This window comes from Yersinia sp. Marseille-Q3913, from assembly GCF_963892745.1.
GTDB classification, from domain to species: Bacteria; Pseudomonadota; Gammaproteobacteria; order Enterobacterales; family Enterobacteriaceae; genus Yersinia; species Yersinia bercovieri.
In genome coordinates, this window is the sequence record NZ_CAWQAF010000018.1 from 25,690 (window position 1) to 51,396 (window position 25,707).

Consider the following 25,707-nt stretch of genomic DNA (forward strand, 5'->3'; position numbering starts at 1 on the left):
GTTTTGATGGCTAATATGTTCGCTTTGATTTTAGCGATAGCAACGCTGTTGACAGGGATTATCTGGTGCTTCGAGCGGTTTAAATGGGGCCCTGCCCGTCAGGCGAAAATTGCAGCAGTACATGCGCAAACGGCGGAGATCAAGGCACAAACGGGCTGTGCGGTAGATAATAAAACTTTATCGCAGGCGGCTAAACAACCCGGCTGGATTGAAACTTGTGCCTCCGTCTTCCCGGTGTTGGCACTGGTATTTATCGTGCGTTCGTTTATTTACGAGCCTTTCCAGATCCCATCTGGTTCGATGATGCCAACGCTATTGATCGGTGATTTCATTCTGGTTGAGAAGTTTGCTTACGGCATTAAAGATCCGATAACGCAAACTACGCTGATCCCTACCGGGCATCCGAAACGCGGTGATATTGCGGTGTTTAAATATCCGCTTGATCCACGTGTGGACTATATCAAACGTGTGGTGGGGTTGCCGGGTGATCGGGTTAGCTATAATCCAATCAGCAAAGAAGTGACGGTTCAACCTGCGTGTAATACCGGGACTTCTTGTGATAGCGCGTTGCCGATTACTTACAGCCCATCTGAGCCAAGTGATTTTGTGCAGACATTCCGCTATAGCGGTAATGGCGAAGCTTCTGCTGGATTCTTCCAGATCCCGACTAATCAGGCTGTGCCTGATGGTGGCGTGCGTCTGCGTGAGCGTAGCGAGACGTTAGGATCAGTTGCACACCATATTCTGACTGTTCCAGGGCGTCAGGATCAGATAGGTGCCTATTATCAGCAACCTAACCAGCCTCTAGGGGTTTGGGTCGTGCCGGAAGGCCATTACTTTATGATGGGCGACAACCGCGATAATAGCGCAGATAGCCGCTACTGGGGTTTTGTGCCAGAGCGTAATCTGGTCGGTAAGGCCACGGCTATTTGGATGAGTTTTGAAAAGCAAGAGGGTGAATGGCCAACGGGCGTACGTTTAAGTCGGATTGGTGGCATTCATTAATATCGACTCCCCAACGTCATTAGCGTGACAGTAGGTCGTCGTTAATAACTCTCGAATCACGGGTAAATATCAGTGATTCGAGAGTGTGAATGCTGCTAATACCGCAGTGAGTTCAGGTGAGCGGGGTATTTAAACGCAGCATTATATTTCCACTCGTTGTAGAATAACCTTTCGAGCGATAAATGTTGGCTCTTTTATGGGGGCCACTGCAAACGAAACAGTTTTGTCCTGATATTTTTGGTGGATCAGACCTGTTCCGTATGCTGTAGTTTTTGACGCATTCTTGATCTATTGGTAACTCATGAACCCCATCGTAATAAATAGGCTACAGCGGAAGCTGGGCTACACTTTTCAACAGCAGGAGCTCTTGCTGCAAGCACTGACTCATCGTAGCGCCAGTAGCAAACACAATGAGCGTTTGGAGTTCCTGGGTGACTCTATATTAAGTTTTGTTATCGCCAATGAGCTGTATCGCCGTTTCCCCCGTGTTGATGAAGGGGATATGAGCCGGATGCGTGCGACATTGGTTAGAGGCAATACACTCGCCGAAATGGCCCGTGAGTTTGACCTTGGTGAGTGTCTACGCCTCGGGCCGGGCGAGTTGAAGAGTGGTGGTTTTCGCCGCGAATCAATTTTAGCGGATACGGTAGAAGCCTTGATTGGCGGTATATTCTTAGATAGCGATATACATATGATTGAACGGCTGATCCTCGACTGGTATCGCAGTCGGTTAGAGGAAATCAGCCCCGGTGATAAGCAGAAAGACCCGAAAACGCGCCTGCAAGAGTATTTGCAGGGCCGTCATCTGCCATTGCCTTCTTATCTGGTCGTGCAGGTTCGCGGTGAAGCACATGACCAGGAATTTACTATCCACTGCCAGGTGAGTGGCTTGAATGAACCGGTAATAGGTACTGGCTCAAGCCGACGTAAAGCTGAGCAGGCGGCAGCGGAACAAGCGCTGAAACAGTTGGAGCTTGAATGAGCGAAGTAGAAAAAACGTATTGTGGTTTTATTGCAATTGTAGGTCGCCCAAATGTGGGTAAATCTACCTTGCTGAATGAATTGTTGGGGCAAAAGATCTCCATCACTTCACGTAAACCGCAAACCACACGCCACCGTATTATGGGTATCCATACTGAAGGGCCTTATCAGGCTATCTATGTTGATACCCCTGGGCTGCATATTGAAGAAAAACGCGCCATTAACCGCTTAATGAATCGCGCGGCAAGCAGCTCTCTTGGTGATGTGGAATTAGTGATTTTTGTGGTTGAAGGCACCAATTGGACTGCCGACGACGAAATGGTGGTTAATAAGCTGCGCAGCTTAGATTGCCCAGTGTTATTGGCGATCAACAAAGTTGATAACGTAACAGACAAAAGTAAGCTGTTGCCGCATATCCAGTTCTTAAGCAAGCAGATGAATTTCCTTGATGTTGTGCCGATCTCTGCTGAGAAAGGGATGAACGTGGATACTATTGCTGGCATCGTGCGCAAGCTTATGCCGGAAGCTGAACATCACTTCCCGGAAGATTACATCACTGACCGCTCCCAGCGTTTTATGGCGTCAGAGATCATTCGCGAAAAGCTGATGCGCTTTTTGGGTGAGGAGTTACCTTACTCAGTGACCGTTGAGATTGAACAGTTTGTACCAAATGAACGCGGTGGCTATAACATCCACGGGTTGATTTTGGTTGAGCGCGAAGGCCAGAAGAAGATGGTCATCGGCAACAAGGGTTCAAAAATCAAGACCATCGGCATTGAAGCCCGTCAGGACATGGAAAAAATGTTCGAGGCTAAAGTGCATCTTGAGCTGTGGGTGAAAGTGAAATCAGGCTGGGCAGATGACGAACGTGCATTGCGCAGCTTAGGCTATACCGACGACCTGAAGTAAGGTCGCCAATGGACGGTTGGCAGCGCGCATTTGTCCTGCATGGGCGACCTTACAGTGAAACCAGTCTGATGCTGGATTTATTCACTGAAGGGGAAGGCCGTATGCGGGTGCTGGCAAAAGGTGCGCGCGGTCGCCGCTCCAATCTAAAAGGCTGCTTGCAGCCTTTTACGCCTTTACTGGTTCGCTGGACCGGCCGCGGTGAAGTCAAAACATTACGCAGTGCTGAGCCTGTGTCGTTGGCTCTCCCATTGAGCGGGTCTATGTTGTACAGCGGTTTATATGTCAATGAGCTGCTTTCTCGCGTGTTAGAACACCAAACCAATTACTCAGCTCTATTCTTCGACTATCTACACTGCTTGCAATCATTGGCTGGTAGCGATGGAACTCCTGAATATGCATTGCGCCAGTTTGAATTGGCGATATTGGCTCATCTTGGCTATGGGGTTGATTTTCTTCATTGTGCCGGTAGCGGACAACCGGTATCAGACACCATGACCTACCGCTATCGGGAGGAAAAAGGCTTTATTGCCAGTCTGGTTATTGACCATTACAGCTTTACCGGCCGCCAATTGCTGGCTTTGGCTAACCGTGAATTTCCTGATGCCGATACTTTGCGTGCTGCTAAACGATTCACCCGCATTGCTCTGAAACCCTATCTGGGCGGTAAGCCACTAAAAAGTCGCGAACTGTTTCGCCAATTTGTCATTAAACCGCCGGCTGAACCCTTAGCCTAGCGCGGGCCTTCACTATTTAAGCTCTCTTCGCCAATTTTCACTTATTGCCGCCAGTCGACTCAGTGTAAACTGCGAGGCACTTATACGTTTTATAGCAGGCTTTTTTTGCGTGCTTATTGACCTAATCAAGATGCATCCATAACTGGAGGGCTGTCATGGCTGATTTGTTGCTGGGCGTTAATATCGATCACATCGCGACATTACGAAATGCACGTGGAACTATTTACCCCGATCCTGTTCAGGCCGCGTTTATCGCCGAACAAGCCGGTGCTGACGGTATTACCGTGCATTTACGTGAAGATCGTCGCCATATTACCGATCGCGATGTGTGTATCTTGCGTCAAACCATCCAGACCCGCATGAATCTGGAAATGGCAGTCACCGATGAAATGGTGGGTATTGCCTGTGAGCTACAACCCCACTTTTGCTGTTTGGTGCCGGAAAAACGCCAGGAAGTGACCACCGAAGGCGGCCTGGATGTCGCAGGGCAAATTGATAAAATGACCGTCGCGGTCAGCCGATTAGCTGAGGCGGGCATTTTGGTATCACTGTTTATTGATGCTGATATGCGCCAGATTGATGCAGCTGTTACCGTCGGCGCGCCTTATATTGAAATCCATACTGGCGCTTATGCGGATGCCTCCACTGATTTAGCGCGTCAGGCTGAATTAGTGCGGATCACCAAAGCCGCGACTTATGCTGCCAGCAAAGGGCTGAAGGTTAATGCGGGTCATGGCCTGACTTACCATAATGTGCAGCCGATCGCCGCCCTACCTGAAATGCACGAGCTGAATATTGGCCATGCCATTATTGGTCAGGCAGTGATGACCGGCCTTGCCGCTGCGGTTAGCGAGATGAAAGTCTTGATGCGGGAAGCGCGTCGTTAATGGCTATCCTTGGCTTAGGCACTGATATTGTTGAAATTTCAAGGATAGAAGCGGTGGTTGAACGTAGCGGTGACAGGCTGGCGCGGCGCATCCTGAGTCCATCGGAATGGCAACATTATCAGCAGCATCAGCAGCCAATCCGTTTTCTGGCTAAACGTTTTGCGGTCAAAGAGGCGGCGGCCAAAGCATTTGGCACCGGTATCCGTAATGGGTTGGCGTTTAATCAGTTTGAAGTGGTTAACGATGCCTTAGGTAAGCCGACCCTGCATTTGCATCAACGGGCAGCCGAATTAGCCGCTGAGCTGGGGGTCAAATCGCTACATGTTACTTTAGCCGATGAGCGGCGTTATGCCTGCGCGACAGTGATTATTGAAAGTTAGCGCAATTTTTACCGCGAACGGCGGCGAAAGAGCAACTAACAGGCGTGCATGAAAATGCCGCCTTTTTTATTCGCAGGTGGCTATTACAGACGATCGGCGTGATGCAGTTGGACAAACTTATCCCACAGCTGTTCGTTAGATTCAACCCAGGCAGGATCGGTAGAAATGGTATTATCGATAGGGCAGACCAACTGGCAAGTTGGCGTCTCGTAGTGACCAACACATTCCGTGCAGCGCATTGGGTCAATCTGATAGATCTCTGCACCCATAGAAATTGCCTCGTTAGGGCATTCCGGCTCGCACATGTCGCAATTAATGCATTTACGAGTGATCAATAGGGCCATGATTCTCTTACCTTAGGTCGGGTATTCTCAGCAGCGGAGGATTATACGCCTCTCAACTCCTTAGACCAGTTTTTTCATCAGTGCAGCACTGTGCTTAATGTGATCCTGAGCGCTTTCAAGATCTTGCTGAATCATCGCCATAAATAGCAGATCCGTCAGTGCATATTGCGCAGTGCTGGAAGAGATAGCAGCACTGCGGATCACCGGTTCTTCCGAGATGGTATACAAGCAGTGGTCAGCGCGCTGCTGCAAACTATTGGGGGAGAAACTGGTCAGTGCCAGCACTTTGGCACCACACCGCTGCGCCTCTTCAGCCGCCAGATTGATCTCTCGCCGCTCGCCACTAAAGGAGATAGCCAACAGCAAATCCCGCGAATCCAATGCTTGCACGGCAGCTAACTGTGCGTGCATATCCGTTTCCGATACTGCCATCACACCAATTTTCAGCAGCTTATAGGCAAGATCTTTCGCCACCAGCCCTGAAGCGCCAATGCCGGTCAAGATAATGCGCCGTGCCGCCCGCAGCATCTCCAGGGCTTGGGTGAGGCGCTGCTCGCTATTGATATCCAGTGTGGCGCGCAGCGCGGCGGCTTTTTCACTCAATAACTTCTCGCCGACAGTTTTTAAGCTGTCGGTGCTCAGAATTTGGTTATGAAGTGTGACGGCCTGCGTGGGGGCGGCGACAACTTCGCTGAGGGCCAGCTTGAGGGCCGGAAAACCTTTGTAGCCTAATTTTTGAGCAAATTTAACCACTGCCGATTGGCTGACACCGGTCTGCTGCGCCAGTCGTTGCGAACTCAGATGGCGCGCCTGTTCAGGGTTGGTCAGCAGAAAGTTGGCCAACTTGCGATCATTTTGTGCCAGCGTCGGGTAGAGCTGACGGATACGTAGAAGAGTGCTCATAAATCAGTTCCTGAATCAGGGGCGCTTGATAAAGAATACCCATAAATACTTAGGGTAAAGGCTAAGTTAGGGAGCATAGCACCCTTTTTTTGTGATCATCCGATGAATGAGACAAGAAAACAGTCGCTTTAATGAATATTATATTCAATTATAAGTAAATAATTGTGAATTAAAAATTCAGTGAGGAGTAAATAATGAATCTGGGCGCGTTGATTTCTGAAAGCCGCAATCCGGCCACCATGGAGTTGGACAAACTCTCCACGCTGGAGATGCTGACTTGCATTAATGATGAAGACTGTAAAGTGCCGCAGGCCATTCGCCTGGTCTTGCCAGCCATTGCACAGGCGGTTGAATTGGCTGCCGGGGCATTAAAGCAGGGCGGGCGGCTGATTTATTTGGGGGCAGGGACCAGCGGGCGGCTTGGGGTTTTGGATGCCTCTGAATGCCCGCCAACTTTCGGTGTGCCTCATGGCATGGTGATTGGTTTAATTGCTGGCGGCCCTGGTGCGTTACTCAAAGCCGTCGAAGGTGCCGAAGATGATATGGCGCTCGGCGCACGCGATTTGCAAGATTTGAATCTCACCGCCACCGATATGGTGGTTGGTCTGGCGGCTTCGGGCCGCACGCCTTATGTCATTGGTGCCCTGCGCTATGCCCGCCAGTTGGGCTGTCCGACGGCGGCCATCTCCTGTAATCCGGACTCCCCTATCGCGCAGGAAGCACAGGTTGCTATCTCACCGCTGGTCGGGCCGGAGGCGCTGACCGGTTCCACACGAATGAAATCAGGTACTGCGCAGAAATTGGTGCTGAATATGTTATCCACCGGCGCGATGGTCAAGCTGGGGAAGGTCTACCAAAATCTGATGGTGGATGTGAAAGCGACCAATGTGAAGCTGGTTGATCGCGCTTGCCGTATCGTGGTGGAAGCCACTGGTGCCAGCCGTGCAGAGGCTGAAAATGCCCTGTCGCAGACTGAATTTGAAGTCAAACCAGCCATTTTGATGATTCTGAAAGGGGTGAGCGCCGAGCAGGCCCGTCAGGATCTCCAGCAGCATCATGGTTATTTACGTGCCGCATTGTAAGAGTCACTTTCAGGGGATCGGCAATGGATAAGTCAACGATATTGGCAACACAAATTCTTGCGGGTATTGGCGGTGAAGGGAATATTCTCAAACTTGAGAACTGCATGACCCGGGTTCGTATTGTCGTGAAAGATGAGCAACTGCCGGATTTAGTGCTGCTTAAACAGCTACCAGGCGTGAAGGGCTACATCAAGCAGGGGGAGCAGCATCAGCTGATTGTTGGCCCCGGCGCGGCGTCCAAAGTGGTTGATAGTATGCGTAGGCTATTGAAAAACAACACGGATGATGTTGCGGTGTCTCAGGATGATATCAGCCGCAATAAGTCGCAGGCCAAGGCTAAATATGGCGCTCCGATGAGTGAAGCTTTGCGGCAATTGGCGAACATATTCATCCCGATTATTCCTGCATTTATTGCCTCAGGTTTGATTATGGGGATAGTTAACCTGCTGAAACGGCCTGATATTTCCGGCGATCTGGCGCTGCAATATCCGAACCTGCTCGGCCTGCTGGCCATTTTCGGCAGCGCGGTTTTCGCCATTATGAATATTTTGGTGGGGGTGAATGCCGCCAAAGTCTTTGGTGGCTCTGCGGCAATGGGGGGCGTGATGGCGGGCATTCTGACCAGCCCGGCATTGGCGCAAATTACCTTATTCGGCGAGGCATTGCAACCGGGGCGGGGCGGGGTCATCGCCGTATTACTGGTGGTGGCACTCATGTGTTGGCTGGAGAAGTGGCTACGCCAGCGCTTGCCGGAGTCCATTGAGCTTATCGTCAACCCACTGCTGACCACCCTGATTACCGCCTCGTTAGCCATTGTGATTTTGCAGCCATTGGGCGGCTATATCTCTGAGGGCATCACCTATGGTGTCAATCTGGCGATTGATCATGGCGGTTTGCTGGTGGGTGCACTGTTGTCCGGCTTCTTCCTGCCACTGGTATTGACCGGGCTGCATCAAGGTCTGGTTCCTATTCATGTGGAGCTGGTTCAGGCCCACGGTGCCAATCCACTGTTGCCGATTTTGGCGATGGCGGGTGTCGGGCAGGTGGGGGCGGCGCTGGCGGTATTAATGAAAACCCGCAATAGCCGATTGAAAAAAGTGATCAAAGGGGCGCTGCCAGTGGGCATCCTGGGGATCGGCGAGCCGCTGATTTTCGGTGTTACTTTGCCTTTGGGGAAACCTTTTATTGCTGCCTGTTTAGGGGGCGCGGTGGGGGGCGCACTGATCAGTTACTGGAAAGTGGCGACCGTGATTACTTTTGGTATTTCCGGTTTACCACTGGCGCTGACCATTGTGACAGGTAAAGTGATGTTGTATTTAGTGGCGATGGTTGTCACCATACTGGCAGGTTTTCTATTTACCTGGTTTATGGGATTTAATGACCCTGAGGAGTAACTTTTGAGCGAAAAGCAGGCCAGCTCCACCTTTGAGCAAACTGACATTAACCCAAAAGCGACGCGCGAGCCGCCAGCCGCCAGTACCAAACGCATTGTCTTTTTTGATTTAGATGGCACTTTGCATCAGCAGGATATGTTTGGCAGTTTTTTGCGTTTTTTGTTGCGCCACCTGCCACTGAATTGGTTGCTGGTGATCCCGCTACTGCCGGTGGTTGGGCTGGGATTATTGGCTGGGGGGCGCTGTGCCCGCTGGCCGCTGAGTCTGTTGCTGTGGGCGACGACCTTCGGGCGGCGGGAAGCGAAGCTGAAAGATTTGGAGTTGCGCTTCGTGCAGGCGTTTCGGCAGAAAGTTACCGCGTTTCCGGTGGTGGTGATGCGGTTGCGCGAATATCTGGAGAGCAGTGACGCCGAAGTTTGGCTAATCACCGGTTCGCCGCAACGATTGGTCGAGCAGGTTTACCATGACTCAACATTTATCCACCGCTTACGACTGGTGGGGAGCCGCATGGCACGGAGTAATGGTGGCTGGGTGCTGCCCCTGCGCTGTTTGGGGCCAGAGAAAGTGGTGCAACTGGAGCAACGGCTGGGGTCGCCGCTGAAACTCTACAGCGGATACAGCGACAGCAAGCAGGATAACCCGCTGCTGCACTTCTGTGAGCATCGTTGGCGGGTCAGTAAAACCGGCGAATTGCAGCAACTAGAATAGAAATAATCACAGCGATCCGCCAGGTTAATAGGTTCAGCCCTTAGTGAGTGACGTCATTGTCATGGTGACCCAGCCGCCAGATCCGCTCAGCATGTCTGCCCAGCAGCCATAGGCTGATACCCAGCAGCAGGAACAGCACCGTCTTTGGCATTGCATCCCAGAAGAACTCAAAGAAGCGGGTATACAGGTTGATGGCGAGGAATGTCAGGCCAAAGCCGCGTAACATCGCATCATCCCGTTTTAGCCCTAGCCAGATGGCCATTCCAGCCGCGATGGCAAACAATAAACTCCAATGTAACAGCTCTATCTGGCGAGTCTGATACCAATGGTCAATATCGCCGTAATTGCCAAAAATAGACAGTATCCATAAGGCGATAAACAGGTAAAGCAGCCCCATCGCCTGCGAAACGCGGTCAAGCCGGCGCATTGCCAGCTGCGGTTGCAACGCCAGCGCGGCGGCGCAAAGCACCAGGCCAAAGGCGATAAAGCGCATCGGATAATTCATTCCTAGCCAATAAGCGCCCCAACCCGATGCATAGCCGGTCTCCGCCCCAAAGGCATTCCCCAGCGAGAGTAAGGCAAATAGCCACACCAGCGGCGAGCGGCCAAACCAACCGACCACGCCATAGATAAGAGTACCGAGCAGCAATAAGCCAGAGAATCGTCCACTGCCATTATCCAGCCAGAGACCGAGTTGGCTGATGGCAGCGGCGGTCATTAGGACGCCGAGGAACAGTATCGCCTCATTGCTGTAGATTTTGCTGGGATCTTGTCGGCGGCGGCGAAAGCCCCAAATATAAAGCAGGGTTGCCAAGACCCCTGTCACGACGACCCGCACCGGGGGATCGAAGCGGAAAAACTGGCTAATCCAATTGAGCAGGAGTGTGTCAGCCATTAAGCTGCCAATGGAGATAACCAGTGACGCCAGTGCCGCGAGAAAGGCATAACCTGCCAGCCTGCGCCAGTCAAAAGGTTGAATATCAATGTGGTTTAATAAGCGCTGATGCTCTTCCTCGGGGATCACCCCTTCACTAGCCCATCCATTGAGGGTTTTGCGCACAATCGCGGCATTTTTCTTGCTGAGCTTCATTTATCTGGCTTCCATTATCAGAGAACACTCATATCGGCAGATACCCTTTCGGTCAGGTAGGTTTTCTATCCAGTCGAAACAGTAACCGATCATGATATTCTGAGCTACTTTATATGCAGTTAGCGAGGTTGTTGCGGGGATAACGAGTGTAGAGGCTATGGTTCGCTGTGTATAATGCACGCCGCAAAAGTAGCTGAGAGGTTAATGTGTCTGCTGATAATAATTTATCTTCTGAATATGTGTCGACCGCTGAGTACAGTGATGAGTACTGGATGCAGCGCGCGTTGATGCTGGCCCTTCGTGCGCAGGAAGAGGGTGAAGTTCCGGTAGGCGCGGTGTTAGTGCTGGATAATCAGGTGATTGGCGAAGGTTGGAACCGCTCTATTCGCGATAACGATCCCACGGCCCATGCAGAGATCATGGCGCTACGTCAAGGTGGGCAAGCAGTGCAGAATTATCGTCTGCTAGACGCCACATTATATGTGACGTTGGAACCCTGCGTGATGTGTGCCGGTGCTATGGTTCATGGTCGGATCCGTCGTCTGGTGTATGGGGCGAATGATCTGAAAACCGGTGCCGCAGGATCACTGCTGGACATTTTACGCCACCCAAGGATGAATCATCAGGTAGAGATCCGCGCCGGTGTGCTGGCGGAGGCCTGTTCCCACCAATTGAGCGCGTTTTTTCGCCTGCGTCGCGAGCAGCAGAAAGCATTAAAAGTTGCGCAGCGGGCCTCTGTGGATAAAAATTAACCCGCGCGCGATAACTTGATGTGGAAAATGAGTGTTAGTTATTGATTGACCAGCCGGGGGCGACGACCGGATAGGCTCTCCCCAGCTCAGCCTCAATAGCGGCGTGTTGGGCGGCTTTTTTCTCTTTTTCCTGCAAATACCCCACCAAACTCACCTGATAACGGCGAATATTCTCGACGTAGTTATAAGCCTCGTGACCACGGGCGTAGCCATAGGTGGTGCTCGGGTAGTAGCGCTTTTGGCTCAGCATGGGTAGCCGCATTTTGACGTCAACCCAGCTGTCTGGGTTGCCATTCTGGTTTTTGGTCAGTCGACGGGCATCCAGCATATGACCATAGCCCATATTGTATGCCGCCAGCGCGAACCAGACTCGCTCATCTTCCGGGATGGTTTCCGGCACTTTTTGCATCAGCCGCTGCAAATAGATGGAGCCACCTCTAATGCTCTCCTCGGGGTCCACGCGGTCTTTGACCCCTAAACCATCTGCGGTGGCGCGGGTTAGCATCATCAAGCCACGCACACCGGTCGGCGAGGTAGCTTGGGGGTTCCAATGAGACTCTTGATAAGCAATCGCCGCCAGCAATTTCCAATCGATATCACCAGCATGTTTTTCAAACAGCGGCCGGAAAGTGGGCAGCACATTGTCGATGGCGGACAGGAAGGTTTTGGTATCGACATAATCAAAGCTACCGACATGGCCGAGATATTTCTCCTCCAGCCGCGCCAAACTGCCGTCTTCCACCATCTGGCTGTAGAAATCGAGCATCGCGGCATACAAGCTGTCATCACTGCCTTTGCGGAAATACCAGGTCACTGGCTCTTCATCAGTCACATCAAAGGCGACCGCCAATTGCGGGTGAATGCGTTGCAGCAGAGCAATGGTGATGGAGTCACCCAGGGTATAGTCGAGTTTGCCATCAGCAACTTGCTCCAGTAGCTCTTTCCCTGAGCGATCAATGGACGATCCCCAGTTAAGATCCGGATATTTGCTCTGCTTAAGCTGTTTTAGTGTGGTCATATGGGCTGAACCGGAGGCGACAATCAGCTGCCCTTTCAGATCACCGAAGGATTTTGGCCGTGGTGTGCCAAGTCGGTAGACCAACTGCTGCGAGACCGAATAGTAGGCAGGGCCAGTGCGCGCCCGATTGAGACGCTCGCGGTTATAGATAAGCCCGGCGGCCAGCATATCTGCATCATCGCTATCTAAAGCATCAAACAGATCGTCAATATTATGACGCGGGGTCATGACCAGCTTGACCCCCAGATAGTCAGCAAAACGTTTTGCCAGCTCATAGTCGAGGCCGGAAGGACCATCTTTTCCGGGTGTGTAGTTCAGTGGTGAACTAATAGTGCTAACTCGCAGCTCACCACGGGCTTTTATGCGATCGAGTTGCCCCTCCTGGCCATTGCGCCAGGGAATATTGGGCCACAGCGCGAGGGCCAAAAGTATGGCAACTACACCGATAACAAAGTAATTTAATTTTATGCGCGTCAAATAGTTATCTCTCGGCAGCGCTCTTTATATGTGTGTCGTGAAGCGAGAATCGACATGGTTAAATCCCCAGTGGAGTGGCATTTTGCGCAACAAATCGTCAGTGTGCAACTTTATTGCGTGCTTATTTATCCGGTATTCAGCTGATAATCCTAATCGCAGTTTCTGACGCAATTATGAATAATAGCTACGCAAACGGTTTCGTCGGCGGCTTAGATTCACTATAATGGCGCGCGTTTTCCCCTGTTTTGCGCCAATGAGTGCTGCGCCCAATGAAGTGCTGTTCCAGTCGCTTCGAAGAGAGAGAAACTTAGATTATGGAAATACTGCGTGGTTCGCCCGCTTTGTCGGCTTTTCGTATTACCAAACTGTTGTCCCGTTGCCAGGATGCTCATCTGCCGGTGAGTGATATCTACGCCGAATATGTTCACTTTGCCGATGTTAGCGCACCACTGAGTGCCGATGAACACGCCAGACTCCAGCGGCTGCTTAAGTATGGGCCATCTCTCCCTGAGCACGCGCCAGAAGGGCGTTTACTGCTGGTTACCCCAAGGCCGGGAACCATCTCTCCGTGGTCTTCCAAAGCCACTGATATCGCGCACAACTGTGCATTGCCACAAGTGCTGCGGCTGGAACGTGGTTTGGCCTTCTATATTCAAGGCCCGAATCTGACCGAAAGCCAGTGGCAACAATTGTCGGCGCTGCTGCATGATCGCATGATGGAAACGGTATTTTCCGATTTGCAGCAAGCAGAACAGCTGTTCTCTCATCATCAGCCAGCCCCGGTACAACGGGTGGATATTCTGGCGCAGGGCCGCAGTGCACTGGAGCAGGCCAATACCAAATTGGGTCTGGCACTGGCAGCGGATGAAATTGATTATCTGCTGGCCGCCTTTACCGGGCTTGGGCGCAACCCGACGGATATTGAGCTGTATATGTTTGCGCAGGCAAACTCTGAGCACTGCCGCCATAAGATCTTTAACGCGGATTGGATAATCGACGGGGTTGCTCAGCCTAAGACACTGTTCAAAATGATCAAAAATACCTTCGAACACACGCCGGATTACGTGTTGTCTGCTTATAAAGATAATGCGGCGGTGATGGAAGGTTCTCAGGTTGGGCGCTTCTTTGCCGCACCAGAGAGTGGTGTTTATGGCTACCATCAGGAAGAGGCGCATATCCTGATGAAAGTTGAGACCCATAACCACCCGACGGCAATCTCACCCTGGCCGGGTGCGGCGACCGGGTCTGGTGGTGAGATCCGTGATGAAGGTGCCACCGGACGTGGCGCAAAACCGAAAGCGGGTTTGGTGGGTTTCTCGGTTTCTAACTTGCGGATCCCTGGCTTCGAACAGCCGTGGGAAGAGAATTTCGGCAAGCCGGACCGGATAGTCACCGCGCTGGATATCATGACCGAAGGCCCATTGGGCGGTGCCGCATTTAACAACGAATTTGGTCGTCCAGCACTGCTGGGCTACTTCCGCACCTATGAAGAGCGGGTTAACAGCCATAATGGCACTGAGTTACGCGGCTACCATAAGCCCATTATGTTGGCGGGCGGGATCGGTAATATCCGTGCGGATCATGTGCAAAAAGGTGAGATAACCGTCGGCGCTAAGCTGGTGGTGCTCGGCGGCCCGGCAATGAATATCGGTCTGGGTGGCGGCGCGGCGTCATCCATGGCTTCCGGTCAGTCAGATGCGGATCTGGATTTCGCCTCGGTACAACGGGATAACCCAGAGATGGAGCGCCGCTGTCAGGAGGTGATCGACCGCTGTTGGCAGCTAGGTGACCACAACCCGATTCTGTTTATCCATGACGTCGGCGCGGGTGGCTTGTCCAACGCCATGCCGGAGCTGGTCAGCGATGGCGGTCGTGGTGGTCGTTTTGAGCTGCGCGACATCCTGAACGACGAGCCGGGCATGAGCCCGCTGGAAGTGTGGTGTAACGAATCTCAGGAGCGTTATGTCATGGCGATCGCCCCGGCGCAGATGGCACAGTTTGATGAGATCTGCCGCCGTGAGCGCGCCCCCTATGCGGTGATTGGTGAAGCCACGGAAGAGTTACATCTCACCCTCAATGATCGCCATTTCGATAATCAACCTATTGATATGCCACTGGATGTGCTGCTGGGCAAAACGCCGAAAATGCTGCGCGACGTGAAGAGCTTGCAGGCCGAAGGTGAGGCGCTGGAACGTGCTGATATCACGATTGCCGATGCGGTAAAACGGGTGATGCATCTGCCCGCTGTGGCAGAAAAAACCTTCCTGATCACCATTGGCGACCGCACCGTAACCGGTATGGTGACCCGTGATCAGATGGTGGGACCATGGCAGATCCCGGTGGCCGACTGTGCGGTCACCAGTGCCAGCCTTGATAGCTACTATGGTGAGGCGATGTCGCTGGGCGAACGCGCGCCAGTGGCCTTGCTCGATTTCGCCGCCTCCGCCCGTTTGGCGGTCGGTGAAGCGCTGACCAATATCGCCGCCACCCAAATTGGCGAGTTGAAGCGCATTAAGCTGTCAGCTAACTGGATGTCAGCCGCCGGTCACCCCGGTGAAGACGCCGGTTTGTATGACGCGGTGCGCGCTGTCGGCGAAGAGCTATGCCCGGCGCTGGAAATTACCATTCCAGTGGGCAAAGACTCCATGTCGATGAAAACGCGCTGGCAGGAAGGTGATGAGCAGCGCGAAATGACCTCGCCGCTGTCACTAGTGATTACGGCTTTCGCCCGTATTGAAGATGTGCGCCATACCGTGACGCCACAGCTGAGCACTGATAAAGGTGATAACGCGCTGCTGCTGATTGACTTAGGCGCAGGCCACAATGCATTGGGGGCCACGGCTCTGACACAGGTTTATCGCCAATTAGGGGATAAACCGGCGGATGTGCGCGATGTGCAACAGCTGGCGGGCTTCTTTAACGCCATGCAGCGGCTGGTGGCGGATCAGCTGTTGCTGGCCTATCACGATCGTTCTGATGGCGGTTTGTTGGTGACACTGGCTGAAATGGCCTTTGCTGGTCATTGTGGCATTGATGTCGATATTCACTCGCAGGGCAATGATTCACTGGCCGTATTGTTCAATGAAGAGTTGGGGGCGGTGATCCAGGTTAGTGCTGAGCAGCGTGGCGCGGTAGAAAAAGTATTGGCCGACCATGGTTTGGCAAATTGTGTTCACTATCTGGGCCGTGCGGTTGAGGGGGATACTTTCGCTATTCGCCGTGGCACTGAGCTGGTATACAGCGAAAAACGCAGCACCTTGCGCTTGTGGTGGGCAGAAACCACCTGGCAAATGCAGCGCCTGCGGGATAACCCGGATTGCGCGGATCAAGAGCATCAGGCGAAGCAGGATGAGTGCGATCCTGGCCTGAATGTGAAACTGACCTTCGATCCGGCTGAAGATATCGCCGCACCTTACATCATCAAGCAAGCACGGCCAAAAGTGGCGGTGCTCCGTGAACAGGGGGTTAACTCCCATGTTGAAATGGCGGCCGCCTTCCACCGCGCCGGTTTTGATGCTGTCGATGTGCATATGAGTGATCTGTTGGCAGGGCGCACTGACCTGCGCGCCTTCCAGACCTTAGTGGCCTGTGGCGGCTTCTCTTACGGCGACGTTTTGGGCGCGGGTGAAGGTTGGGCGAAATCGATTCTATTCAATGACCGTGTGCGTGACGAGTTCGAAGCCTTCTTCCACCGCCCTGAAACTTTGGCGTTAGGGGTGTGTAATGGTTGCCAGATGATGTCTAATCTGCGCGAATTGATCCCCGGTGCTGAGCACTGGCCACGCTTTGTTCGCAACCTGTCAGATCGCTTTGAGGCGCGTTTTAGTCTGGTTGAGGTGGCGAGTAGCCCGTCGCTGTTTATGCAGGATATGGCCGGTTCACGGATGCCAATTGCCGTGTCACACGGTGAAGGTCAGGTTGAAGTGCGCGATGCGGCGCATTTGGCGGCATTGCAGCAACACAACCTGGTGGCATTGCGCTTTGTGGATAATTACGGCGCGGTAACTGAGCAATATCCGGCGAACCCGAATGGTTCAGCGCAGGGTATCACGGCGGTGACCAGTGCCAGTGGTCGTGCCACGGTGATGATGCCGCATCCTGAACGTGTCTTCCGTACTGTCAGCAACTCATGGCATCCGCAAGAGTGGGGCGAGGATAGCCCGTGGATGCGGATGTTCCGTAATGCGCGTAAGCAATTAGGCTAATCAAGCAGGCTCAGGGGAGTGATCCCCTGAGTTTTTTCAGTCCAGCGTAATATCATAATTTCTGGTGACGGTTACTTTATTATTATCGATTAACTCAATAATGACTTTATAGTTTCCTGCCATGGTGCTGCTCTTCTTTAATGAAACATGGCGTTGATTATTATTAACAAAGCCTGATGTTTCTATGATGTCAAAATTATCTTTATCATTGAGATAAACGTGGTAATACAATAACCCGGTACTTTTTAATGTGAATGTTATCTCCGCCTCCCTGCCTGTAGTGTTTTGCAGAACCTGGAACTCCTCAATGGAGAATTCGGGGAAGTTATTATTGTCATGATATGCGCCAGCAGATACCCGCATAGGGCCTGGCTGAGCGGCTACAGCACTTGAGCTATGGTTTATTGCGGCTGCGCAGTAAGGGCTAAATAGGGTGGTGAGTAATATTAATCCCATGGTTATATTGGCAGGCTTCATTTTGCCTCCTTATATTCGGATTAAGGTTAAGCGACATCCTTGGTTAACGGAGTAGACGGCTCTCCTGTTTTTGGTAGCAACTTCTGGGTCAGAGCAGAATAGTGAATTATTTGCCTTGGTAATGAAATCGCATAATTTATAACGCAGTGATGGTTTTCGCGTGGGCAGGGTGCGAGTTGCTCAAGATCGGACTGAACTCTATAATTCGATTCAAATTTTGAAACTGAAAATCTATCTTATTGAATATTAACTATTTTAATTTAACTGTCGGTAAATCGCGACAATCGGCTAAATCACTGTCTCAAATAAGAGACATTTAATATACTGATTTATATATAATTTATTTTATTTACCTTTAGGTGTCGTGATTAAGCGACAAAGAATTCAGCATTGATTAGTTATTGAGCTTTCATGGTTTTTATTATTTTAATGAAAATTTAATTTTTGATTTAAAATCAATGTATTGAATTTTATTTTCGAAAGTTGGCACGCAAGCTGCATTATCCTATTCAGTTGCTCATTCACCTCTTTATGATAGTCCCGCTGTTAAGCGGAATATGCGCTTCATAAGCCACCGAATGATGCCTAAGACTGGTGCCTATCGTCCACCTAAACCGATATTGTGTGAATACACATTATCAAACATCGGACGACACGTTGAGTGAGGCACCGCCTATGTCCTGCTGTGATGAACCATTCATCAATTTTGGACATGTCTGGATGCTATTCGTCTCATCCTCCCGATGATTGCTACGGCTTCATCACACTGGAGACGATATGTAAGGGCATCCAAATATTCTTGCGACGGGGCAGTTATTGCCCCGTTGTCTCATTCCCAGTTAGTCATTTCGTCACTGTATAACAGGCAGGTCTGATAATGATTCTGACGGTTATGAGTAAAAAAAATTAAATTTAAAGCACTTAGCTTCTGGCGAGTGCTTTTTTTTTTTATCCCGCATAGGGCGGCTGCGGCATTTATTTGGATTGCAGGCATTGTAATCCCGACAGAGTCAGCTAGCATCACAACAGAATGATAGGTAATGAGATGATTTCGTTGAAAAGATGGCGTTTATTCCCCCGTTCTTTACGTCAACTGGTGCTCATGGCATTTCTGTTGGTGCTGCTGCCTCTATTGGTACTCGCGTATCAGGCGTATCAGAGTCTGGATCACTTAAGTACTCAGGCGGCTGATATCAACCGCACCACGCTGGCAGATGCCCGGCGCAGTGAGGCGATGACCAGTGTGGCGCTCGAAATGGAGCGCAGCTATCGCCAATATTGCGTATTAGATGATGCCACGCTGGCTAAGCTCTACCAGCATCAGCGTAAACAGTACGCGCAAATGCTCGATACCCACGCCCCTATTCTGCCGGATGCCCGCTATTACCAAACCCTGAGTGGGCTTCTGAACCAACTTTCTGATATTCAATGTAAAAATAGCGGCCCGGAACAGAGCGCCTCCGCGCTATTAGAGCAATTTTCTCGCTCAAATGCCGAAATGGTACAGGCCACCCGTGATGTGATTTTCTCGCGCGGTCAACAGCTGCAAAAAGATATCACCGAACGTGGTCAATTCTTTGGCTGGCAATCACTGTTGCTGTTTTTGGTTAGCGTGCTATTAGTAGTGTTATTCACCCGGATGATAATTGGGCCAGTTAAAGGCATTGAGCGAATGATAAATCGCCTGGGAGAGGGACGACCACTGGGTAATACCGCCCTGTTTAAGGGGCCTCGGGAGTTACGGTCACTGGCACAGCGCATTATTTGGCTCAGTGAACGTTTAGCCTGGCTGGAGTCACAGCGCCATGAATTTTTGCGACACATTTCCCATGAGTTGAAAACGCCATTAGCCAGTATGCGCGAAGGGACTGAATTACTGGCTGATGAGGTGGCCGGGCCATTAACCCAGGATCAGAAAGAGGTGGTGGCTATCCTCGATAATAGCAGCCGCCACTTGCAACTGTTGATAGAGCAGCTGCTGGACTATAACCGCAAACTGGCGGATGGCCCCGGTGAACTCGAAAATGTTGAACTGGCCGACATGGTTGAAGATGTGATTTCCGCACACAGTTTACCGGCGCGCGCCAAGATGATCCGCACCGAGCAGGATTTGCAGGCGGACATTTGTTGGGCAGATCCAACGCTATTAATGCGGGTATTAGATAATCTCTACTCCAATGCGGTGCACTATGGCGAGGAATCCGGTACCATTTGGATTCGCAGCCGTCGGGTGAATAACCGCATACAAATTGATATCGCCAATACCGGGGCGCCCATCCCGAATTCAGAAGAAACAATGATATTTGAGCCTTTTTTCCAGGGAAGCCATCAGCGGAAAGGGGCCGTCAAAGGCAGCGGATTGGGGCTGAGTATTGCTCAGGACTGCATCAGACGGATGCAGGGCGACCTGCAATTGGTGGCCGTGGATTATGCCGCCGTCTGTTTCCGTGTTGAATTGCCATTAACCGCCGAGAATGAATGAATAATGTACAAATGGTCTATGAGCAGTATCACTAAAAAGACCGCCTTGTTATCAGGTTCCACCTCAACTGCGGCCACAACGCCTGCGGGCAGCTCTGGTTCGGGTATTTTTTGGCGAGCTATATTGCTGGCCCCACTGTTACTCACTGGGTGTACCGATAATTCTGCTAGCAGCCGTTTTTCACAAGCGGTCCAGATGGTGATACCGGAAACGAAAATCGTTGATTATCGTACCTTACCCTGTGATGTGCTGTGGGATATTGATGATAAAGAGACGCTAGAAAACTCACTGTACTGGTTACGAGCGATGGATTGTGCTGAGCGCCTTGGCTCTACTCAAGCGCGGGCATTAGCAAAAGCACTGCCAGTGGTCACTTGGTCTGCCGCCTTTAAGCAGGGCATTCTGATAAGCAGCGCCGAGCCGTCGATAGCCGAGCGGCGTCAGGTGGTTGAGCGCCTAAATAGCTATAGCCCAACCTTCCCAGCCGCTGTGCGCCCATTGATTCAATTGTGGCGCGAGCAGCAGGTACTGCGCATCTCTCTGGCTGAAGAGCGCACTCGCTATCAGCGCTTACAAGACGAATCAGATGCTCAGATAGATCGCCTGCGGGAGAGCCAGGTCCGGTTGCAATATAACTTGCTGGATACCACTCGCAAGTTGGAAAATCTGACTGATATTGAGCGGCAGCTCTCATCGCGTAAGCAGTTACAAAATGAAATTCCAGAAACTGACGCGGAGAGCAAACCTGCGGCTGCGGCAGCAAAACCCGCAGACGTGAAACCGCAACCCAAAGTGGAGCCTGCCAAACCGGCAGCAGCTAAGCCGATTGAAACCAAGCCAGCAGAGGCGAAACCGACGGAAGCTAAGCCGGTTGAAACCAAGCCAGCAGAGGCGAAACCGGTGGAAGCTAAGCCGGTTGAAACCAAGTCAGTAGAAGCTAAACCGGCAGAAACCAAGCCGGTTGAAACCAAACCAGCAGAAACCAAACCAGTGGCACCCCAAGCTGACACTAAATCGGTCGCGCCATCAATAGAAAAACCGGCTGATGCTCCGCCAGCGGTGCCGCCAACTGACCTCCCCCCTGCGACTAATAAGGAATCTCATGACGCCACGCAAACCGGCCAATCTACTGCTGGTTGATGACGATCCCAGCTTACTCAAGCTACTGGGGATGCGTTTAACCAGCGAAGGATTTAATGTCACCACCGCTGAAAGCGGCCAGGCGGCATTACGCCTATTAATGCGTGAGAAAATTGATTTGGTTATCAGTGACTTGCGGATGGATGAAATGGATGGCATGGCGCTGTTCGTCGAGATCCAGAAGCATCAACCCGGTATGCCAGTGATTATCCTGACCGCCCACGGCTCGATCCCTGATGCCGTCGCCGCAACTCAGCAAGGGGTGTTTAGCTTCCTGACCAAACCGGTTGATCGAGATGCTTTATATAAAGCGATCGATGCGGCTTTAGAGCTTTCTATGCCTGCCGGTGATGATAGCTGGCGTGAAGAGATTGTGACCCGCAGTCCGGTGATGTTGCGCTTGCTGGAACAAGCCAAAATGGTGGCGCAATCCGATGTCAGCGTGCTGATTAACGGGCAGAGCGGCACCGGTAAAGAGGTATTGGCGCAAGCTATCCATGCCGCCAGTCCACGGGCGAAAAAAGCTTTTATTGCCATCAACTGCGGTGCATTACCCGAACAGTTGCTTGAATCAGAACTCTTTGGTCATGCCAAAGGCGCATTTACCGGGGCAGTCAGTAGCCGTGAAGGGCTATTTCAGGCCGCTGAAGGCGGCACACTGTTTCTGGACGAAATCGGCGATATGCCATTGTCTTTGCAGGTAAAATTGCTGCGGGTGTTGCAGGAGCGCAAAGTACGCCCCTTGGGCAGTAACCGCGACTTAAGCATTGATGTACGGATAATTTCAGCCACCCACCGTGACTTGCCTAAAGCCATGGCGAAAAATGAATTCCGCGAAGATCTCTACTATCGTTTGAATGTGGTGAATCTGAAGATCCCCGCGTTGCATGAGCGCTCAGAAGATATCCCGCTGTTGGCAAACCATCTGTTACGTGAGTCAGCCAAGCGCCATAAACCCTTTGTCCGCAGCTTCTCAACCGATGCTATGAAACGGCTTATGACCGCCAGCTGGCCGGGTAACGTGCGCCAACTGGTCAACGTTATCGAACAGTGTGTGGCATTAACTTCGGCTCCGGTTATCAGTGAAGCGCTGGTTGAACAGGCGCTAGAGGGGGAGAACACCGCATTACCGACTTTTGTTGAGGCGCGTAATCAATTCGAATTGAATTATTTGCGTAAGCTGCTACAAATCACCAAAGGTAATGTGACCCAAGCCGCCAGAATGGCGGGGCGTAACCGTACCGAGTTTTACAAATTGTTGTCACGTCACGAGCTGGATGCCAACGATTTCAAAGAATAACTGTTGTTAATCAATGACAACGCTGATAACCGAGTTTAAATACAAATGAGCAGATCACTTTCCATTGCGTTAGCCCAGTTGAATTGGCTGGTTGGCGATATCGAAGGCAACACTGAACGTATGTTGCAAACCTTAAATGAGCAGCAGAAGGCGGGGGCCAGTCTGGTCATGTTCTCCGAGCTGGCTTTGTCCGGTTATCCGCCAGAAGATCTGCTGTATCGCGATGATTTTTATCAACGCTGTGAAGCACAGTTGGATCGTTTACAAGCAGCAACACAGCATATCGCGGTGCTGGTGGGCCACCCGTGGCGCGAAGCCGGTAACCTGTATAACGCATTATCGCTGTTTTCTGAGGGGAAATTGCTGGCGCGCTATTTCAAACAGCAATTGCCGAACTACGGCGTGTTCGACGAAAAACGTTACTTTTCAGCAGGTCATGACAGTTGTGTCGTTGAGCTCAAGGGCTATCGTTTGGGCTTGCTCATTTGTGAAGATTTATGGTTCGACGGCCCGGTCGATGCCGCGAAAGCCGCCGGTGCCGAAGTGCTGCTATCGATCAATGCCTCCCCTTACAACCGCGAAAAACCCTATATCCGCAAAACACTGATGGCGGCACATTGTCAGCGTACCGGCTTGCCATTGGTCTATCTCAATCAGATTGGCGGGCAGGATGAGCTGATTTTTGATGGCTGCTCCAAAGTTTTCGATGCTGCGGGTAATCTGACCCATCGTTTGGCCGCATTCGCCGAGCAAACCACCTTGTTGCAGCTCAATGAGTGTGAAGTGGTGCCGATGATGGCACCTGCCGCTGAACTACCGCCACTGGCGCAGGTCTATGAGGCGTTGGTATTGGCGGTGCGCGATTACGTCACTAAAAATGGCTTTAATGGCGCGGTTCTGGGGTTATCCGGCGGGATTGACTCCGCGTTGACACTGGCGATTGCCGTCGATGCGCTGGGTAAAGATAAGGTTCAGGCATTGATGATGCCGTTCCGATACACCGCAGATATCAGTATTGCCGATGCCAAAGAAGAAGCTGAGATTCTGGGGATCGAATTTGATGTGCTCTCCATCGAGCCAATGTTTGATGCTTTTATGGGGCAACTAGCCCCGATGTTTGCCGGCACCGCGCGCGATACCACGGAAGAGAACCTCCAGGCGCGTTGTCGTGGTGTGGTGCTGATGGCGCTGTCCAACAAGCGCCGCAGCATTGTATTAACCACGGGTAACAAAAGTGAAATGGCCGTGGGCTATGCCACTTTGTACGGTGATATGGCGGGCGGTTTTGATGTGCTGAAAGATGTGCCAAAAACTCTGGTCTTCAAATTATCGGAATACCGTAATACCGTCTCTTACGTGATCCCGCAGCGGGTTATCACGCGCCCACCCTCTGCGGAGCTGGCCCCTGATCAGAAAGATGAAGATAGCCTGCCGCCTTATGATATTTTGGACGCCATCCTCGAAGGCTATGTCGAGCAAGATAAGTCGGTGGCCGATTTGGTCGCAGACGGCTTTGATGAAACTATCGTGCGTAAGGTTATCCGCCTGGTAGATATCAATGAATACAAACGGCGTCAGTCAGCTGTCGGGCCGCGCATCACTGCCCGCAATTTTGGTAAAGATAGACGCTATCCGATTACATCAGGCTTTGGCCGCAAGAATTGGTAACAACAGGGATCCACCATGAAAAAAATTGACGCGATTATTAAGCCATTCAAACTGGATGATGTCCGTGAGGCGCTGGCTGAGGTTGGCATCACCGGGATGACAGTGACAGAAGTGAAAGGTTTTGGCCGCCAGAAAGGGCATACCGAACTGTACCGTGGCGCTGAGTATATGGTGGATTTCCTGCCAAAAGTAAAAATTGAAATTGTGGTCGCTGACGATATCGTCGATACCTGCGTCGAAGCGATTATGCAGACAGCCCAAACCGGTAAAATCGGCGATGGTAAAATCTTTGTCTATGATGTCTCCCGTGTGGTGCGTATCCGTACCGGCGAGCAGGACGAAGAGGCGATTTAATTCGCCGTATCTCTGCATTAGAAAGCAGGCAACAGAGAGCACGCAAGAAAAAGCCCGTTTCGTTTGACGACGAACGGGCTTTTCTCTTTCTACATCTTATTTATCAAGCTGGGCAATTATCAAGCCGGGACAAACAACCCCAACCAATAGAACAGATTCAGCACTACACCAGCGATAATTACCGCCACCACAGGGGCCGCAATTTTCATCACTGGGCGGCCAATGGCTTCGTTGAGGAAATAGAGCGCCGTAGTGATGGTAAAACCAGTGTATCCGGCCATCTTGATCGAGGCAAAAATAGCCCCGATTAACAGCGCGTATTCCATCAGCAAATTCATGGCATTACGGATATTATCCGAGGCATTGCGCACCGAAGGGAAGCGGCCTAACCATTTCCCGATTGACCGCAACATCAGCACTTCCAGCGATATCACTATCGCCCCGATTATTCCTGCCAGCAATGGATTCGGCACCAGATAACCGACCACAAACACAAAGGTGAAACCGGCAACGGCATAGACCCCGGTCGCCAGTGCTGTGGTGGCAATCAGTGGCACAAAGCCTAGACCACGCATAAACTCAGCCAGTGACGCCTGATGGATCAGCGCTAGCGACTCTTCCGGTGTGATGCCGGGGGCGTAGGCTTTCGCCAGCGTATAAATCGACACTTCACTGCCGCCGAAGATCTTCATACTCGCCACCGCAGAGATTAACCCGCCGACAATCGCCAGCATCGGGAGATTTTTAATAATGCGCTGGGTTCGCTCTTCAAACACCGAGTGTCCACCACCTCCGAGGTGGGTTTTTGCCCGCAAATCTTGTGCGATAGCAATGCCAATCAGCAGTATCATGCCGACGAAAATTTCAATGGATTCAGGGAATAGCCCGGTAAAGCGGGTAACCAGCAGACGGGTTAGCAGCACAATAAAGGCGGAGACAATCGCCGTTTTCCAACCAAATTGATAGAAAATAGCCACCAATGGGAACAGGGCAAAGGCCGAAATCACCGGACTACTCAGCTCCCCCAGCGAACCGATAAAGTTCACCGGCAGTGAGGTTAGCGCGGTATTCACAGCAGGCAGGCTGGTGAGGGCCAAAATCCCCCAAGCGGCACCTAGCGCGAAAGCCAGATAGCTATTGATCGCCAAGACACCAATGATGTCGGTTGGCAGGAACAGTAACCAGGAGTTAAGCAAACCGGTTGAGAGAGTAAACGAGATGCCGACGGAGGCGATAAAGCCGACACTCAGACCGAAAGCGATACTGCCTGCTTCACGGCGGCTCATATTCCCTTCAACCAATTGCGGCAGAATAGGGCGGATACCGTCATGGAACACGGCAACAGAACGGTGAGAAAGTAACGCGGTCATCCCTGTCAGCAGGGCAACCACAACAATATGAATATAATCCACGGTGG

22 protein-coding genes are annotated in these 25,707 nt (G+C 51.6%); 16 read left to right on the forward strand and 6 right to left on the reverse strand.

The window, feature by feature from the left end:
- Nucleotides 1-6: 6 nt before the first annotated feature.
- From lepB to acpS, 6 genes are all read left to right on the forward strand, one after another.
- A complete protein-coding gene (gene lepB, locus AACW11_RS09365; RefSeq protein WP_212586571.1) occupies nucleotides 7-1,005 on the forward strand; it encodes a signal peptidase I in 999 nt (332 codons plus the stop codon).
- Between the two features lie 301 nt (nucleotides 1,006-1,306).
- On the forward strand, nucleotides 1,307-1,987 hold the full coding sequence (gene rnc / locus AACW11_RS09370) for a ribonuclease III (RefSeq protein ID WP_019212212.1): 681 nt from the start codon (nucleotides 1,307-1,309) through the stop codon (nucleotides 1,985-1,987).
- Nucleotides 1,984-2,895, forward strand: a complete 912-nt coding sequence (gene era, locus AACW11_RS09375) for a GTPase Era (RefSeq protein WP_032897882.1) — start codon at nucleotides 1,984-1,986, stop codon at nucleotides 2,893-2,895. The genes rnc and era overlap by 4 nt, the downstream gene beginning before the upstream one ends.
- Nucleotides 2,896-2,903: 8 nt before the next feature.
- Nucleotides 2,904-3,629, forward strand: a complete 726-nt coding sequence (recO, locus tag AACW11_RS09380) for a DNA repair protein RecO (RefSeq protein WP_048617025.1) — start codon at nucleotides 2,904-2,906, stop codon at nucleotides 3,627-3,629.
- Nucleotides 3,630-3,784: 155 nt separating this feature from the next.
- Nucleotides 3,785-4,516: a pyridoxine 5'-phosphate synthase gene (pdxJ, locus tag AACW11_RS09385; RefSeq protein ID WP_212586572.1), complete on the forward strand. Its 732-nt coding sequence runs from the start codon at nucleotides 3,785-3,787 to the stop codon at nucleotides 4,514-4,516.
- Nucleotides 4,516-4,896 (forward strand): holo-ACP synthase, encoded by a 381-nt coding sequence (gene acpS / locus AACW11_RS09390; RefSeq protein WP_212586573.1) that lies wholly within the window; start codon nucleotides 4,516-4,518, stop codon nucleotides 4,894-4,896. The genes pdxJ and acpS overlap by 1 nt, the downstream gene beginning before the upstream one ends.
- Before the next feature lie 83 nt (nucleotides 4,897-4,979).
- On the opposite strand, the gene AACW11_RS09395 is transcribed toward acpS, so the two are convergent.
- Entirely contained in the window at nucleotides 4,980-5,240 is a 261-nt protein-coding gene (locus tag AACW11_RS09395; protein WP_212586574.1) for a YfhL family 4Fe-4S dicluster ferredoxin, read from the reverse strand.
- Between the two features lie 60 nt (nucleotides 5,241-5,300).
- On the reverse strand, nucleotides 5,301-6,143 hold the full coding sequence (locus AACW11_RS09400) for a MurR/RpiR family transcriptional regulator (RefSeq protein ID WP_212586575.1): 843 nt from the start codon (nucleotides 6,141-6,143) through the stop codon (nucleotides 5,301-5,303).
- Between the two features lie 194 nt (nucleotides 6,144-6,337).
- Between AACW11_RS09400 and murQ the strand changes: the two genes are divergently transcribed.
- From murQ to yfhb, 3 genes are read left to right on the forward strand one after another with little or no spacing between them, the layout of a single operon-like run.
- Nucleotides 6,338-7,225 carry an N-acetylmuramic acid 6-phosphate etherase gene (gene murQ, locus AACW11_RS09405; protein WP_212586576.1) on the forward strand — a complete coding sequence of 296 codons (888 nt, stop codon included), beginning with the start codon at nucleotides 6,338-6,340 and terminating at the stop codon, nucleotides 7,223-7,225.
- A 23-nt stretch (nucleotides 7,226-7,248) separates the two neighbouring features.
- Nucleotides 7,249-8,619: a PTS transporter subunit EIIC gene (locus AACW11_RS09410; protein ID WP_212586577.1), complete on the forward strand. Its 1,371-nt coding sequence runs from the start codon at nucleotides 7,249-7,251 to the stop codon at nucleotides 8,617-8,619.
- 45 nt (nucleotides 8,620-8,664) lie between these two features.
- Nucleotides 8,665-9,327, forward strand: coding sequence for a phosphatidylglycerophosphatase C (gene yfhb, locus AACW11_RS09415; protein WP_212586599.1), 663 nt, complete (start codon nucleotides 8,665-8,667; stop codon nucleotides 9,325-9,327).
- Between the two features lie 40 nt (nucleotides 9,328-9,367).
- On the opposite strand, the gene AACW11_RS09420 is transcribed toward yfhb, so the two are convergent.
- The gene (locus tag AACW11_RS09420) at nucleotides 9,368-10,417 is read right to left on the reverse strand and encodes a DUF2157 domain-containing protein (RefSeq protein ID WP_212586578.1); all 1,050 of its coding nucleotides are present in this window, start codon (nucleotides 10,415-10,417) and stop codon (nucleotides 9,368-9,370) included.
- Between the two features lie 206 nt (nucleotides 10,418-10,623).
- On the opposite strand from AACW11_RS09420, the gene tadA reads away from it, so the two are divergent.
- On the forward strand, nucleotides 10,624-11,169 hold the full coding sequence (gene tadA / locus AACW11_RS09425) for a tRNA adenosine(34) deaminase TadA (RefSeq protein ID WP_212586579.1): 546 nt from the start codon (nucleotides 10,624-10,626) through the stop codon (nucleotides 11,167-11,169).
- 34 nt (nucleotides 11,170-11,203) lie between these two features.
- Here tadA and mltF read toward each other — a convergent pair whose 3' ends face one another.
- The gene (gene mltF / locus AACW11_RS09430; protein ID WP_212586580.1) at nucleotides 11,204-12,664 is read right to left on the reverse strand and encodes a membrane-bound lytic murein transglycosylase MltF; all 1,461 of its coding nucleotides are present in this window, start codon (nucleotides 12,662-12,664) and stop codon (nucleotides 11,204-11,206) included.
- A gap of 314 nt (nucleotides 12,665-12,978) precedes the next feature.
- Here mltF and purL point away from each other — a divergent pair, with 314 nt between their 5' ends.
- Nucleotides 12,979-16,869, forward strand: coding sequence for a phosphoribosylformylglycinamidine synthase (gene purL / locus AACW11_RS09435; protein WP_212586581.1), 3,891 nt, complete (start codon nucleotides 12,979-12,981; stop codon nucleotides 16,867-16,869).
- Nucleotides 16,870-16,905: 36 nt separating this feature from the next.
- Here purL and AACW11_RS09440 read toward each other — a convergent pair whose 3' ends face one another.
- Nucleotides 16,906-17,346, reverse strand: coding sequence for a hypothetical protein (locus tag AACW11_RS09440; RefSeq protein WP_212586582.1), 441 nt, complete (start codon nucleotides 17,344-17,346; stop codon nucleotides 16,906-16,908).
- Between the two features lie 1,045 nt (nucleotides 17,347-18,391).
- Here AACW11_RS09440 and AACW11_RS09445 point away from each other — a divergent pair.
- The 5 genes from AACW11_RS09445 to glnB are packed head-to-tail and all read left to right on the forward strand — an operon-like array spanning nucleotide 18,392 to nucleotide 24,290.
- Nucleotides 18,392-19,828 carry a sensor histidine kinase gene (locus AACW11_RS09445; protein ID WP_212586583.1) on the forward strand — a complete coding sequence of 479 codons (1,437 nt, stop codon included), beginning with the start codon at nucleotides 18,392-18,394 and terminating at the stop codon, nucleotides 19,826-19,828.
- Between the two features lie 18 nt (nucleotides 19,829-19,846).
- Complete coding sequence (gene qseG, locus AACW11_RS09450) at nucleotides 19,847-20,968, forward strand: two-component system QseEF-associated lipoprotein QseG (RefSeq protein WP_445285811.1); 1,122 nt, start codon at nucleotides 19,847-19,849, stop codon at nucleotides 20,966-20,968.
- Nucleotides 20,931-22,268, forward strand: a complete 1,338-nt coding sequence (gene glrR, locus AACW11_RS09455) for a two-component system response regulator GlrR (RefSeq protein ID WP_212586584.1) — start codon at nucleotides 20,931-20,933, stop codon at nucleotides 22,266-22,268. The genes qseG and glrR overlap by 38 nt, the downstream gene beginning before the upstream one ends.
- A gap of 45 nt (nucleotides 22,269-22,313) precedes the next feature.
- Nucleotides 22,314-23,936, forward strand: a complete 1,623-nt coding sequence (locus AACW11_RS09460) for an NAD+ synthase (protein ID WP_212586585.1) — start codon at nucleotides 22,314-22,316, stop codon at nucleotides 23,934-23,936.
- A gap of 15 nt (nucleotides 23,937-23,951) precedes the next feature.
- The gene (gene glnB / locus AACW11_RS09465; RefSeq protein WP_212586586.1) at nucleotides 23,952-24,290 is read left to right on the forward strand and encodes a nitrogen regulatory protein P-II; all 339 of its coding nucleotides are present in this window, start codon (nucleotides 23,952-23,954) and stop codon (nucleotides 24,288-24,290) included.
- Nucleotides 24,291-24,409: 119 nt separating this feature from the next.
- On the opposite strand, the gene AACW11_RS09470 is transcribed toward glnB, so the two are convergent.
- Entirely contained in the window at nucleotides 24,410-25,702 is a 1,293-nt protein-coding gene (locus AACW11_RS09470; RefSeq protein ID WP_212586587.1) for a YhfT family protein, read from the reverse strand.
- Nucleotides 25,703-25,707: the final 5 nt, after the last annotated feature.